The sequence below is a fragment of the Staphylococcus sp. FSL K6-3157 genome, assembly GCF_038005145.1.
GTDB lineage: Bacteria > Bacillota > Bacilli > Staphylococcales > Staphylococcaceae > Staphylococcus > Staphylococcus equorum.
In genome coordinates this window covers 664,487-679,066 of record NZ_JBBOSM010000001.1, presented here as the reverse complement: position 1 = coordinate 679,066, position 14,580 = coordinate 664,487, and the positions used below count along the sequence as shown (strand labels likewise).

The 14,580-nt window shown below is 32.1% G+C and carries 11 protein-coding genes; 4 read left to right on the top strand and 7 right to left on the bottom strand.

Annotated features, from left to right (window positions below):
* Positions 1-77: 77 nt before the first annotated feature.
* The 5 genes from MHB47_RS03000 to MHB47_RS02980 all read right to left on the bottom strand — a co-directional run bounded on the left by MHB47_RS03000 (position 78) and on the right by MHB47_RS02980 (position 7,568).
* Positions 78-1,562, bottom strand: coding sequence for a Na+/H+ antiporter NhaC family protein (locus MHB47_RS03000; protein ID WP_340755043.1), 1,485 nt, complete (start codon positions 1,560-1,562; stop codon positions 78-80).
* A gap of 80 nt (positions 1,563-1,642) precedes the next feature.
* The gene (locus MHB47_RS02995) at positions 1,643-2,971 is read right to left on the bottom strand and encodes an LLM class flavin-dependent oxidoreductase (protein ID WP_002506824.1); all 1,329 of its coding nucleotides are present in this window, start codon (positions 2,969-2,971) and stop codon (positions 1,643-1,645) included.
* The gene (locus tag MHB47_RS02990) at positions 2,968-3,984 is read right to left on the bottom strand and encodes an MsnO8 family LLM class oxidoreductase (RefSeq protein WP_021338499.1); all 1,017 of its coding nucleotides are present in this window, start codon (positions 3,982-3,984) and stop codon (positions 2,968-2,970) included. The genes MHB47_RS02995 and MHB47_RS02990 overlap by 4 nt, the downstream gene beginning before the upstream one ends.
* A 239-nt stretch (positions 3,985-4,223) precedes the next feature.
* The gene (locus tag MHB47_RS02985) at positions 4,224-5,888 is read right to left on the bottom strand and encodes a Na/Pi cotransporter family protein (RefSeq protein ID WP_192978683.1); all 1,665 of its coding nucleotides are present in this window, start codon (positions 5,886-5,888) and stop codon (positions 4,224-4,226) included.
* Positions 5,889-6,278: 390 nt separating this feature from the next.
* Positions 6,279-7,568: a YhgE/Pip domain-containing protein gene (locus MHB47_RS02980; protein ID WP_340755040.1), complete on the bottom strand. Its 1,290-nt coding sequence runs from the start codon at positions 7,566-7,568 to the stop codon at positions 6,279-6,281.
* Positions 7,569-7,723: 155 nt separating this feature from the next.
* On the opposite strand from MHB47_RS02980, the gene MHB47_RS02975 reads away from it, so the two are divergent.
* Together MHB47_RS02975 and MHB47_RS02970 are read left to right on the top strand one after the other, a co-directional pair.
* Complete coding sequence (locus tag MHB47_RS02975) at positions 7,724-8,344, top strand: TetR/AcrR family transcriptional regulator (RefSeq protein ID WP_340755038.1); 621 nt, start codon at positions 7,724-7,726, stop codon at positions 8,342-8,344.
* Between the two features lie 66 nt (positions 8,345-8,410).
* Entirely contained in the window at positions 8,411-9,349 is a 939-nt protein-coding gene (locus MHB47_RS02970; RefSeq protein WP_340755035.1) for a magnesium transporter CorA family protein, read from the top strand.
* A gap of 112 nt (positions 9,350-9,461) precedes the next feature.
* Here MHB47_RS02970 and MHB47_RS02965 read toward each other — a convergent pair whose 3' ends face one another.
* Both MHB47_RS02965 and MHB47_RS02960 read right to left on the bottom strand, forming a co-directional pair.
* Positions 9,462-10,904 (bottom strand): sucrose-specific PTS transporter subunit IIBC, encoded by a 1,443-nt coding sequence (locus tag MHB47_RS02965; RefSeq protein ID WP_340755033.1) that lies wholly within the window; start codon positions 10,902-10,904, stop codon positions 9,462-9,464.
* Positions 10,905-11,045: 141 nt separating this feature from the next.
* Complete coding sequence (locus MHB47_RS02960) at positions 11,046-11,621, bottom strand: peptidoglycan recognition protein family protein (protein ID WP_064783463.1); 576 nt, start codon at positions 11,619-11,621, stop codon at positions 11,046-11,048.
* Positions 11,622-11,845: 224 nt separating this feature from the next.
* Here MHB47_RS02960 and rsp point away from each other — a divergent pair, with 224 nt between their 5' ends.
* Together rsp and MHB47_RS02950 are read left to right on the top strand one after the other, a co-directional pair.
* Complete coding sequence (gene rsp, locus MHB47_RS02955; protein WP_340755030.1) at positions 11,846-13,948, top strand: AraC family transcriptional regulator Rsp; 2,103 nt, start codon at positions 11,846-11,848, stop codon at positions 13,946-13,948.
* A 156-nt stretch (positions 13,949-14,104) separates the two neighbouring features.
* Positions 14,105-14,452, top strand: coding sequence for a DUF4889 domain-containing protein (locus MHB47_RS02950; protein ID WP_002506815.1), 348 nt, complete (start codon positions 14,105-14,107; stop codon positions 14,450-14,452).
* Positions 14,453-14,580: the final 128 nt, after the last annotated feature.

Below are 14,580 nucleotides of genomic sequence, written 5' to 3'. Positions count from 1 at the left end.
ATAGCTCTTATTTTAAAAGTTAAACATGACTTTTAAAATATCACAGTACATCATTGTTCCTTATATTTTTGTTATTTTTAAACGCCGCCACTCCAACCTACAGCAGTAAAGATGTAAAGTATAACCGAGCCAACGACAATCCAAATTAGAAATAGTGGTGCCATAAATTTAAACCACGAGCCAAAGTTTGCTTTGGCAATCGCGATAGCACCTACTGTTGCACCTAAAGTTGGTGTAATTAAGTTACCTAACCCTCCACCAAACGATAAGGACGTTAATAACATTTGATCATTAACACCTAACGCATTAGTCACAGGTTGTAAAATAGGAATCATCACGCTCATTAATCCTGAACCAGATGGTACTAGTAAATTAAATATACCTGCGACAATAAATACGATAACAGCTACCATGCCAGACGATGAACCATCAAGTTGTGTAGTAAGACTGTTTACAATTGTGCTCAATATCTTACCTTTTTCTAAAATCACACTAATTGTATTTGCCATGATAATTGCAAATGCTACGACTAACATCGGTTTAGCACCTTCCAAAAATCCATCAACCATTGCAGTTGTCCCTTTTTGTTTTATTAAATAGGCTAAAACAAAACTAATACCAAAAACAGTAATAAATACACCATTGCCGTATTTTTCTGTCCAGTTTAACATACCATTACCTAAGGCTAATATAATCGGTGTCACAATGACTAATGTAGCTACGATGATATCTCTCCAATTTACTTGTCTATCTTCAATTGCCATATCATCATTACTTTTTTCTTTATGATTAAACAGCCACTTTTGTGTCGGCATCATACTCTTATTAGGATCTTTAATGACTCTTCTTGCGTACCAAATCACATATAACAGAGTGATAATTAAAAACACTGCATACATTATAGCTCTTCCACCATAACCAGAATAAAGTGCTACTTCAGGATAAACAATTTGTCCAATTTTAGCCATACCTGAAGGTGAAATTGAAAAAGCCATATACAAAGGTAAAAATGTAATGGCTAGTGCCATAATAGGGTCTAATTTCAAACGATTTACGAGTATGACTCCAAGCGTTACGAACACGATCATTTGATCTCCACCAACGAAGAACCCGATAAACGCCATCAAGGAAAATAACCCGATAATTAATGGCAATGCACCAGCATGTTCGAAACGAAAAATCATATAATTCGTTAATTTTGTCACAGAGTCTAATTGTAATATACCACCCATTGCACCACCTATAAATAATAATAGTGTAATCGTTTGGGCTGATTGAACCCCCCCATTAAGTATGAGTGTAATAGCATAAAATGGATTCACTGGGTTTTGTGAAATTGCATGATACGTCCCTTGTATCATTGATCCATCTTTACTTGTATCAAATTGCCCAGCAGGAATGACATACGTCAATAAACAAGCAAACATCATCATAATAAGCATCATTAATAGCACATGAGGTAATTGGAATTTTCTTTTCACTTTTGTTTCAGTTTGCTCTGGCGCAGTGTTGACGTTACTATGGTTTACATGTTGATATGATGTTGTACTTGATTCTGACATGAACTTCACTCCTTATATTTAAAAAACAGACGCAACGTTTTAAAATAGAGGCGTCTATCCACTTTATTGTTTACTGAGTATTAGTGTGTTACTTCTGTCCTACTATATCTATTTTCTTTAAAAGGAATACCTATATGATCTCGTAATGTATCCCCCTGATATGCTTTATCGTAATAACCTTTTTCTTCTAAGATAGGTAATACATAATTTAAAAACTCATCATATACAGGTCCATTAATATGGGGGCCGAAGATAAATCCATCTGCTGCGCCATGTTCAAACCATTCAATGATTAAATTTGCTACTTCTTCATAAGTACCAGTGAAAGGAGAGCGACGGGCTGTTTCTTCCAAAGCGACATCTCTCAATGTTAAATTATTTTGTTTTGCGCGTGCCGCAATAGAATCTGCAGTAGCACGGAAACTATTTTGACCCACTTCACCTAAATCTGGAAACGGTGCATCGAGATCATATTGGCTGAAATCATGATGATCATAATATCTACCTAAGTAATCTAAAGCTTCGTCAATTGTCGCCAATGATTTTATTTCATCAAAGCGTGCTTCTACCTCATCGTTCGACTTACCAATAACTGGGGATAATATAGGATATACTTTAATGTTTTGTGGATCGCGTCCAAACTTTTTGGCTTGTGATTTAATACTGTCGTAATTACTTTTAGCGGTATCTAGTGATTCACCTAAAGTAAATACTGCATCAGCATATTGAGCTGCATATGCTTGTCCTTTAGGAGATGCACCTGCTTGAAATATAACAGGTTGGCCTTGTTTAGAACGACTAGCATTTAATGGACCCTTAACTTGAAAATATTGTCCTTTATAATCTAACGTATGCATTTTTTCCTTATCTAAATATGAGCCAGTCTCAACATCAAATGTAAAGGCATCATCTTCGTAAGAGTCCCATAACCCTTGAACGACTTGCAGATGTTCCTCAGCAATATCATACCTAACATCATGTTCAGGATGATCTCCTTTACTATAGTTATCGGCACTACCAGCAAGTGGCGAAGTTACTATATTCCAACCTGCACGCCCATGACTGATTTTATCGATTGTTGCGAGTTGTCGTGCAACAGTAAAAGGTTCACTATATGATGTTGAAATAGTACCAACTAAACCAATACGCTGAGTTACCGGCGCAAGCGCAGCTAAAAATGTTAACGGCTCATGTCTATCTAAAAAATGTGGAATAGATTTCTCATGAATAAATAATCCATCTGCCACAAATACAAAACTGAATCCTGCCTGTTCAGCTTTTTTAGCAACATCAAGTTGGAATTCAAAATTTGTACTGGCATCGCTCGGTACATCTTTAGATTTCCAAGCATGCATATGACCACCAGGACCGTTTAACATGATTCCAAAATCGATTTTATTTTGACTCATAATACCCCTTCTTTCTGCTTTTCTTTGTTATTCGTAATAGCTAATTGGTCTACTGTTTTAATTCTTAATTTATGATTTTGAACTGGCATATGTAGCATAAATTCATCTATATTGCCGTCACGATTTAATTGATTTAGCTGTTGCTTAATTTCATCCGCGGAACCATTAAAAACATCTATTTGCTTTTCTTCAACTTCAAAGTCTTCGTCACTTTGTTTTTTAAATGTTTCTACTTGTTCCTTTGTATTAACAGTGATTTTTCTACCATCATCGAAATGTAAAGCATAATTTGTACTACCTTCTTTAACTAATGCCTGTTCTTCTTTATTCTCTGATACAACGGCAGCCACCCCTACAATGACTCTGCCTTCAGGAAATTGTTGCTTATAATCTTTAAGGGCTTGTTGTAATGTTTCAATATTTGAATTTATGAAAAATGCATATATAAACCCAACTTTTTCTGTAGCAGCAAATTGAGCAGAACTTTCACTACCACCTAGTAGATAAATTTGTGGTGTGGAGATTTCATTATTGCGTATCGTTGTTTTTAATTGTCCATAATCTTCGTTTGCAGAAAAATCTCCATTATTAAATTGATTTAATAAATGAAATTTATCATTGAAACTTGTTTGTGGTGACTTTAATTCTGTTTGCAACGCCTGTGTCGCTAAAGGAAAGCCTCCCGGTGCTTTACCTATACCTAAATCGACTCTTCCAGGTGCTAAATGACTAATGAAATGAAATTGCTCTATAACTTTGAATGGACTATAATGTTGCAACATTACGCCACCAGAGCCTACACGTATATTTTTTGTGTGATTCAATATATGTGTTACAAGTATCTCCGGACTCGTACCTGCAACTTCTTCTATATTGTGATGTTCAGCAACAAAGTACCTTGTATAGTTTAATTTATCTGCTAGTTGTGCCAATTCCACTGTACGAGCTATACCGTCGTTTACTGTTTCATTTTTATCTATTGGACTTTGATCAAGAATGCTAATAGCTGTCACACGCTGTCCCCCCATATCAGTTTTCTGAAAAATTTATTATATGTAATATTATGCCTTCTATGACTTTTTGTCAAGTATCCCTATCTCTTTACTAAGGATTAAAAATAAAATGATTTGATACATGTGATTTATTGTTCCAAATACAGCGATATTGGTTAATTTTCAACAATACAAAAAAGTTGAGAAAGTCTGTTTTACAACAAACTTTCTCAACTTTTAATTTTATATTTAATTATACTTTAGTAAGTCCAGCCCACAGTATGTTCTGTTTCTTCTTCACTTGAAAGTTCGTCAATATCAATCATTGCTTCTGATACATTTCTCGAATGATAACCAATACGTTCTAGTATAGCAATCATATCTAGATATAACAGACCACCTTCTGGTGAACATTCACCTGAACTTAAACGCTTAATATGTTTTTTTCTTAAATCATGTTCAAGTGTATATGAATCGTTACTTAAATTAACAATTTCATCTTTTTTAACTTTGTCATATACGCTAAACATTTCAACTGATTTATCGAAAGACATATTCACGTGTGAATAAAGTTTATCGATACTTTGTGCAGCTTTATCAGAGATTTGTACTGGTTCATTGTGTAACTGTTTCAAATCTAATATATACGCTTCAGATAATCCAGCTACTTTTAACATCGTACGGTTTACGTCAAATAACACAGACATTCTTTCTGCATCTTTTTTGGATATTTTCTTCTCAGATATTTTCGTTAAATATTCTTTTACATTGTCATGCATATTTTGAACAGCCGCATGTTTTTGAAGTACTTTTTTCTCATTTTTTTCATTGTATTCACTAACATTCTCTAATAATGAGTATGTCATACGTCCAATGTTTTGGATTTCATCTTGTGCTTCTTGTAAAGCAATACTTGGAGCTCTATTAATTAAATTTTTATCTAGATGTCTAGGTTTATATTTTTCTGTTATATCTTCACCAGGAATAAGTTTTGTTACGATCCAAGCTAGAACAAATATAAATGGTAATTGAATCAATGTATTTGTAACATTAAATGTACCGTGTGCAAAGGCAATCGTCATTTCTGGATTTAAGTGCATTACTCCTTGCATCCATTCAACAACCCATTGATAAATAGGTAAAATCGCTAAGAATATTGCCGCACCTATTACGTTAAACATAACATGTACTGCTGCTACACGTTTTGATGCAAGTGAGCCAGCTAAACTTGCGAGTATAGCCGTGATTGTTGTACCAATGTTGTCCCCTAACAATATAGGTAACGCACCATTTAAACTAACTAAGTCATTCGCATAGAATCCTTGTAGTATACCAATTGTGGCGCTTGAGCTTTGGACAATAACTGTTATAATCGTACCTGCTGCAACGCCAAAGATTGGGTTAGTTGACATGTCTAACATGAATTGATGGAAACCATCTAAATTAGCTAGTGGTTTTACGGCACTGCTCATTAATTCTAATCCGTAGAATAACGAACCAAAACCAAATAAAATCATACCGATATTTTTAACTTTTCGCTTTTGAACAAAGAATATTAAAAATGCACCAATAGCTAATATTGGTAGCGAATATGCACCAAGATCAATACCTATAATAAATGCTGTAACTGTGGTACCTATATTCGCTCCCATTACAACACCAATGGCTTGACGCATTGTCATAAATCCTGCACTTACAAGTCCAATGGTAATTACCGTTGTACCAGAACTACTTTGAATCAAAATCGTAACTATCGCACCTGCAAGTACGCCCATAAGTGGGTTGCTCGTAAATTTATTTAATATACTTCTAAGACGGTCTCCTGCTGAGGCCTGTAAGCCATCGCCCATTTGCTTAATTCCGTATAAAAATATACCTAATCCACCGATAAAAGTGAAAATTGTCTCCATAACAGATGAATCCATTGTCACACCTCTTTAAATTATTTGTAAACTATGTGAATTATAACGCATATTTGTAAATTTAGTGTTAATTTTTTATTAAAATTATAGAGTGATTTCTAAATGCTTTTGCAATCATATTTCAACGATATATCAGACCACCTAATAAATGCTTTGCTATCAGTGTTTTCCTATTTATTTTATTGATTTTATGTGTAAAACAATTATGTCTTTTTAATGAATTTAATCATATAAATATACTCAAAAGAATTAATTCTCTTTATTTATGTTTTTATTGAGGTATATGTATTAAAACCGTCTCCCCAAATTTTGAGAAGACGGTTTTAATTTGAACTTAATGCTTATATAAAAACTTTTCACTAAATGATTGTTATATACCGTTAATTACTTGGTTTAAGATGGTAATTCTGATCGTTTTCCACTATGCTTTCTAATCATTGCTGCTAATATCGATGAAATTATGCCGAAAATTATAAATCCTACAAACATCCACATCGTTGAATTCATTTCTAATGACTGATGCATATAGAGTAATTCTCTTAAATATTCAGCATAGTGCGTAAATGGGTTCCAATCCACTATATAGTCTTGATAAAATTTCGGTAACATTTGTTTTGGCGATGTTACGAGTTGCATACTAAAGAACATTGCTATAAAGAAAATAGGAATTGATTTCATACCTAACCATGTCATTACACCTAAGATTAAACCCATAAATCCTAGAATAGAAATGGATATATAAATTGCTATTTTATTTATATCAGGGAAGTCAAAACCTAACACACCTGACATGAAATAAACATACCCAAATCCACCAACAAATGCTGTAATCACTCCTACAATCATTTGTCCTATTGAAGCGATAATACGTTGCGAAATTTCAATATTATTACTCGTTCTAAATGCAAAGAATAGTAGTAATGAAGCTACAATTGAGCTTATCCAGACTGGCATAAACATTAAGAACGGCGCGTTACCACTAGCTTGGTGGTCCTTCACTTCATTCACTTTTTTATTTATTACATTTACAGGCGTTGTAATATCTTTGATATCGCTCGCATCTATTTGCACATTCTGTTGGTCTAATGTATCTAAACTCTGTTTGGAAATTTGTTTGTTAAGATTATCCCCAATACCTTTCAGTATATTAGATGACATTTGTGAAGCCTGCATATTCGCCCCACTATTCGTAAGTGTTTTAAATTGAGCTTGCTTTACTGTTATATCTTGGTTACTACTTTCTTGAGCCATTTTCTGTTGCATTTGTTTGGCTTGAGCAGCAGGTATTTCACCTGATTTCACTTTATCTTCCATTTCTTGTTTCTTATTATCCATTACTATCTTTTGAGTTTTACTCATCGCATTTTTTGAAAAATCTTCTTCGAAAATTGCAGCACCAAAATATTTTTGTTCATCTAATCCTTTACGCGCTTCTTTTTCGCTATCTACATTGATCCATTTTATTTCATCAGAGTTACTATCTTTCAATTTATCTTCTAAATTTCCACCTATGTTTATATCTTTATTTTGAATAGATGTCCCTTCATCATGATTCACAATTGCGATTGGCATCTCTTTAGGTTGGGGATTATACGCTGGATAAAAACCAATTGAAAAAATTGCAAGTATGATTAATATCGCTATTGGCGCAATCCAAAGTAATTTACTTTTAAATATATTCATACCATTTACCTCCTTATTGAACATCATGTTGATTATTCACTACTTTGTTTATTATAATGAGGTTAATAGAATATTCAATATGCAATAACAATCATATTGTCTTTTTATCAACATATCATTACATATTGTTAATTAACTAAAATGAGGTGACTACTATGCCAGAAGATCGACGTGTACGTAAAACTAAATCAGCGATAAAAACTGCTTTTATACAATTACTTGAAGAAAAAGAGTTAGAAAAAATTACAATACAAAATATTACCCAATTAGCCGATGTCAACCGCGGTACTTTTTATTTACACTATGAAGATAAGTACATTTTACTTTCTGATATGGAAGATGAATTTATATCAAGGTTAGCCGATAGAATTGTATTCGAAAAAGTCATCATGCATGATGTAAGTGTTGAAGCATTTGCCAAAGCATTTTCAGAGGAAGTTTTAAAGAATATCATTACTTATTTATATGACAATATTGAATTTTATAAAGTGATTTTTAAACTTGATAGAAAAAGTAAAATAGAAGAAAAAATTTCTGATTTAATGTTAAATAATATGAAAAAAAGCATACCTTTTAGTAATACCGTTTCTGATATTCCTATTGGTTATTTTCATAGTTATGTAAATGGGGCCACAGTTTCGTTTATAAAATATTGGGTACAAGATGAAGATAGAATGGATCCAGATACGGTAGTTGATTATTTGTTTAAAATTATCTTTAATGGTCCTTTACGTCTTATGGCAAATGAGCACCAGCATACTGATCATACAAAGTAAACTTGTCATCTTTGTATTTCTTCGCTAGTATTAAAAAGAATTTTAGAGAAAGGAACTATTTGTATTATGATTACTGCATATAAACACACACAAACACATGAGATAGTTGAATCTCCATTAGATCAATCCGCTTCTTGGATAAATGTAGTAGATCCAAATTGGGAAGAAATTGATTCTTTAATAAATTTATACGGTATTCCAGATGACTTTGTTCGTGACCCATTAGATACAGAAGAAAGCGCTCGTGTCGAGTATGATGAAGATACACGGTATTCACTGATCATTCTCGATATACCAGTTGTTAATGATACAAACTTAAAAGTACTTTCCTTTATTACTATTCCATTAGGTATCATCATTGGCAATAAAAAAATAATAACTGTTTGTAATACTGAAAATGAATTTCTCGAGAACTTTAGTCGTCAAAATATTAATTTACATTTTCATAGTCGCTTTGCACTTAATATATTACTGACAATTGCCAATCACTATAATAGAAATCTTAGATTACTTAATAAAACAAGATTACGCATCGAACGTGATTTAAAAAATAATGTCACGAATAAACAACTTTATAATTTAATGGAAGTAGAAAAAAGTTTAGTATATTTTCTTGCGGCACTTAAAGGCAATGAAGCCATTATCAAAAAATTATTTCGACTACCTGCAATTAAGCGTTTCGATGAAGATGAAGATTTGTTGGAAGATTTGGTTATCGAGAATAACCAAGCCTTAGAAACCACAAAATTATATACAGACATTTTAGAGAGTATTACAACCTCTTATGCTTCATTGCTTTCTAATGAAATGAACAATACGATGAAGACATTAACGCTGTTTACTGTTTTCTTAACCTTACCTACATTAGTATTTAGTTTTTTTGGTATGAATGTACCCTTACCTATAGATGATCACAGCTATGTATCATGGCTCATTGTTATTGCTATTTCATTAGTCATCGTGACGATTGTTGGCGCATTTTTATGGCGTAAACAAAAGCTTTGAAGGCATCCTAAAAATTGATATTTAACATAAAAACAAACCCACGTTGTAATTAACGTTGGGTTTGTTTTTATGCGTTATAGCAAAAGTCTAAATCTCACTAGAATTTATATAATTATCCTGCTTCATTTTTATATTTATTTCTAAAAGATAAAGTGTACGTAACCGCAAAGGCTACGATAAAGGTAATGAGCATCGCAATACCATAATGTAACCAACCATTATTCTGACCGCTAATAGATATAAAACCTGGAAGTCCTGCAGTACCTAAAGCAATTGCTTTAACTTTAAAGAATGAGATATAAGCTGAACCAATACCTGAACCTACAATTGCTCCAATGAATGGATACCTTAATTTTAGATTCACTCCAAACATTGCAGGTTCCGTAATACCTAAAAGTGCTGAGATGCCCGCAGCAGATGCTACGCCTTTTAATTTCTTGTTCTCTTTTATAATAAAGAAAGCGGCTAAAGCTGCTGCACCTTGCGCTATATTAGACATCGTTGCTATTGGGAAAATAAATGAACCACCTGTAGACGCACTATCTGCAATCAATTGTGTTTCAATTGCAATAAAACTGTGGTGCATGCCTGTAATTACAATTGGCGCATATAGCAAACCAAAAATAAGTCCGCCAATTGCACCACCAAATTCATATAACCACGTTAGTCCATCAGATAACCAATAGCCTAACGTGCGTGTGATGGGTCCAACAAATAAAAATGTTAAAAATGCAGTAACTAAAATTGAAAGTAGCGGTGTTAATAAATTATCTAATACAGCTGGTACTACTTTACGTAAACCTTTTTCTAAATTAGCTAAAATATAAGCAGCTACTAACATTGGCAATACTTGCCCTTGATAACCTACCTGATTTATTTCTAAACCAAGCACATTCCAAGAAGGTATTTCTTCCCCTTCTTCTAAAGCTTTGGGATAATCATAGGCGCTCATTAACTCTGGATGCACAAGAATCATCCCTAAGGCTGCTCCAAGAAAAGCGTTTCCTCCAAAGCGTTTGGCAGCGCTAAATCCAATTAAAATTGGCAGTAGCGTAAACGGTGCATTCGCAAAAATGTTAATCATTTCTGCCAGACCTTTGAATTGATTATGTACTTCTATTAATGACTGTTTATCATAGAAAATACCTGGTGCTGTTAGAATATTATTAATTCCCATTAATAAACCACCTGCTACGATTGCAGGGATAATTGGTACAAATATATCAGATAACATTTTCACAAATCTCTGGAATGGATTCATGTTTTTATTACCTTCTGCTTTTACTTCTGTTGTCGTAGCAGCTTCTTTACCTGTTATGCTTTCTAACTCTGCAAATACCTTGTTCACAGTACCCGAACCTATAATAATTTGATATTGGCCACCAGTAGAAAATGTTCCCTTCACAACATCCATTTCGGATAATTCTTTTTCATCTACTAAGCTTTCATCCTTAAGAACAAGACGTAATCGTGTGGCACAATGTGCCATCGCATCTATATTTTCTTCTCCACCGATTGCTTGTAGTATTTCTGTAGCAGATTTTTTATAGTTCATCTCTATACCTCCCATTTAAATAGAACCGGTTCCATAAATATGAATATTTTTATTGTAACCGGTTCCAATAAATTACGCAATAGCTAAATGAACTTTTACACCGCTTATTCTACGATATATATACCACTTACTAAATGATGTTCAGCCCATATTTTCGAGTTCAGCATCATCAACATTATTATAATAGCCTTGAATCTTACTTATAAAATAATCTTTTAGTTTTAGTATAGATTCTGAATTTGTCTGTGCATCTTCTAGATGAATCTTCCATGCTCTGTCAGGACATTCAGTTTCAAAAAATTCTTTGTGTATTCTAACGGTACTTCTGTTAACTGGTAAATTGTATTTTTTTAATAATAGTGCAGCAACCCAAAAACTAACTTCTTCATTTTTCATAAATTCTTGATCTGTAAGCACACCATCTCTTTTAGATTGGCATCGTTCTACACCTATAAAATGTGTATTAGCATAGATGTTACCACAATGCCATTCAACATATTCTGTTGGGTGAAACCAATAGCAAGTATCCTGATCTACATAAACACTTGCCCATCCTTTTTCAAGTTCATTTTTTTCGATTCTATTATTTAGCCAATCTATATAATCTTTGGCAGCATAATTCTCAGCATCATCATGAAGAACAATGCCTAATATATAAGGTTTTAAATCAGTTATTTTATTATTTGTGGTATAAAAATTGGAATAAATATGATTCATAATGAATAACCTCCTCTAAATAATACGTATATGAATTAAAAATTCGTTATTGTATAGTAAAAATTTATACGTACCTCATTTTACATTGTTCTAAATTTAATTTTTACATCTTTATAACAACATTATATTCAAAAATATTTATATTTAAAGTATTACTGTTCACAACATTTTATTATATAATGTAATCTGTTTAACAAATCATTTTTCTATTAGGAGTTGCTTTTATGATGGAAAGTACAACACTATGTATTCATGAATATTTAAGTACATACACACGACGTTGTATCGACCGAGTAATCTTGTTATTTTCTTTAAATAACCAACTTGACGTCGTGATCAATGGGAAACATGAGTCTGTTGGCAGCAATCTTACCGTTATCAATCATAGTGATTTATATCAAATAACGAACGCTGAACAACTTGTTGAATTAACAATACCTGTACAGCAATTTGCGGAAATAGATCAATCATTCTTTCATTGTTATTATAATTTCAAATTGATAAATTCTAGTGAATATATCAAATATTTAACATTAACTATGATTGAGCAATTAAGTCGCTTAAATGATACGAAATCTTCAAATATCATTGAAATTATTACCATTTTAAATAAAGAAGCTAAAATTAAACAAGATTTTATTTATGTACCTTCTATTCAATCTGAAAGTAACTTGTTAAATAAAATTACTGTATTTATTAAAGCTCACGTAACTCAGCCTATTTTTTCAAAAGATATTTCTAATTCTTTTTATATATCGGCACCGTATATCTCTATTTTGTTCAAGAAATACTTAGGCATAAGTTTTAAACATTATATTGCTAGTTTAAAGATAGCCTCCTCCTTAGCAGAATTAGTTCATAGTAAGGAGACAATCCATGCCATTTCAGAAAATATGGGATTTAACCATTATCCAAATTATACACATCAATTTAAAAAACACTTGAATATGACACCTAAAGAATACAGGAAAAAATTCATGGTATTACAGCGTATCCCTGTGAAGCTAATTAACAAAGACGTTAGTAATTATATCCCCTATTTCGAATCTATTTCAGTAGAAAAGCCATTGTCATCTAATCAAGTCAACATCGAATTGGATCAATTAACCTATAAAGATACTGCAAAAACACCGACGCTTTTTATTCACATTGATGATCTGATGGATATCGTTCAATCAACTTTAAACACTAACCTCAATTTCACTGATTTATCCGAATCCTATTTAATGATTAACAATGTTAGTAAGCTCGCTTTAGAAAAGTTGAATTTCACTGGCTTGATTGACTTCATTGACTCATTATTTTCAAATAATGTAGGCATCGCAATTAGGGTTAAATCTAGCCATCAATTTAAATTTATTCAAGATATCATCTTACAGTATTTAAAATATAAAAATGAGTATCATTATCAACAATCTAACTCTAATTTTATAATGCTTTTCGATGCTGAACATTTGTCATTAAAAGAAATTAACCGTTTATATATTAAAGTAAAAAATTTAAATATTCGTATAAAACTAGCTATAACAGTAGAAGGTGTAATCAAACAAACACATTTCTTAAAAAGTGCATTTGATATATTACACAGATTCAATTTTGATTTTTACTTTATTGATATTGAACAAAAAGAGGTCCAATCATTGCTTAATAAAAAGAGTAATATGTTTAATCACTCAATGAGCTATTTTGACTATTATAATCAACTCATTGACGCATCTCAAATTCACACCTCTAAATTTGTATATACCAAACTCACCAAAAAGTGTTTTAAATTATATAAAGAAAATACTCCCTTAGAAACTGCCGACTTAATGTGCCATATATTAATTATGCTCAATCGAGGAAGTGGTGTAGGTTACGAATTAATGGCTAAAGATAATATGGATATTGCATTAATGAATCGTCACGGAATATGTGAGCCTTTAATATATCTATATCAAATTGTGAAACCTTTTATTGGTAAACCTTTATCAATTCATGAAAATTATATCGTTTTTAAGGATTTTCAAAATATACACATCTTATTATTTAATTCATTGAAACATCGCTTTTCGCCACAAGAAGTACATAAATTTGTCCTAAGACCTCATGTATTACCTACTAAGGCAATGCTATTTATACAAACACTTAACAGAGAACATGGTTTTATTGATTACGCCCTACCACCTTTATTAAATGAAACGTATATCGAACGCACACTTTTACGTCATATAGAACAAGCAAATACGCCAAAAGCCGAGATAAAACAATTTATACGAACAACTGATCTCCTAGAATTTGAACTTCATTATGACGAGCTAAAGTATATACGTATCTCACCATTCTAAATAGCAATCAATGTTACACTTAATGTAGCTTATCTTATAAATAAGTCTAAAATAGTACTATTCATTATAAATCGAATAAAATTACCCACTTTATAATTGCATTATTTTAGCATTTCAGATATAAAAGAAGAAACGGATATAAAGGAGATTTCAACTTTGAAAAACAAAAAAATGTTTGCAATTGTTATTAGTTCAGTAATGTTAATTGTTGCTATTGTTTTAGTCGTTATGATGATGTCTAGTGGTCCAAAAGAGACTTACTATGGCTATATGGAAAACAGTACAACAGCTGAAAAAGTAATCAGCGAGAAAGATAAAAAGATAGAAAAAGATGTGAAGTTACCTTCTGAATCTGGATTTTCACCTAAGAGCGGAGATTTTGTTAAATTAGTAAAAGCTGAAGGTGACGATACTTATAGTGAAATGGAAGTTATCGATCATGACGATATGCCACATGGCTTAATGATGAAAATTCATGACATGGGTGAAATGAAAGGCATGTAATCCACAGGTTTATGTAAGTGCTTAACTTCTTTACTCACATATATAAGAGCAGTTAAATTTTCTTAAATAGAGATTTACTGCTCTTTTTTTAATCTATATAGTCTCTGTAAAAAAGAAGTATTAATAAA

What these genes read in the sequence shown, in the direction of transcription:
- MHB47_RS02960 (WP_064783463.1), bottom strand. Translation starts at nt 11,621, where the DNA reads ATGAATCATATTTATTCCAATTTTTATACCACAAATAATAAAATAACT.
- MHB47_RS02965 (WP_340755033.1), bottom strand. Translation starts at nt 10,904, where the DNA reads ATGAACTATAAAAAATCTGCTACAGAAATACTACAAGCAATCGGTGGA.
- MHB47_RS03000 (WP_340755043.1), bottom strand. Translation starts at nt 1,562, where the DNA reads ATGTCAGAATCAAGTACAACATCATATCAACATGTAAACCATAGTAAC.
- MHB47_RS02975 (WP_340755038.1), top strand. Translation starts at nt 7,724, where the DNA reads ATGCCAGAAGATCGACGTGTACGTAAAACTAAATCAGCGATAAAAACT.
- MHB47_RS02970 (WP_340755035.1), top strand. Translation starts at nt 8,411, where the DNA reads ATGATTACTGCATATAAACACACACAAACACATGAGATAGTTGAATCT.
- MHB47_RS02985 (WP_192978683.1), bottom strand. Translation starts at nt 5,888, where the DNA reads ATGGATTCATCTGTTATGGAGACAATTTTCACTTTTATCGGTGGATTA.
- rsp (WP_340755030.1), top strand. Translation starts at nt 11,846, where the DNA reads ATGATGGAAAGTACAACACTATGTATTCATGAATATTTAAGTACATAC.
- MHB47_RS02995 (WP_002506824.1), bottom strand. Translation starts at nt 2,971, where the DNA reads ATGAGTCAAAATAAAATCGATTTTGGAATCATGTTAAACGGTCCTGGT.
- MHB47_RS02980 (WP_340755040.1), bottom strand. Translation starts at nt 7,568, where the DNA reads ATGAATATATTTAAAAGTAAATTACTTTGGATTGCGCCAATAGCGATA.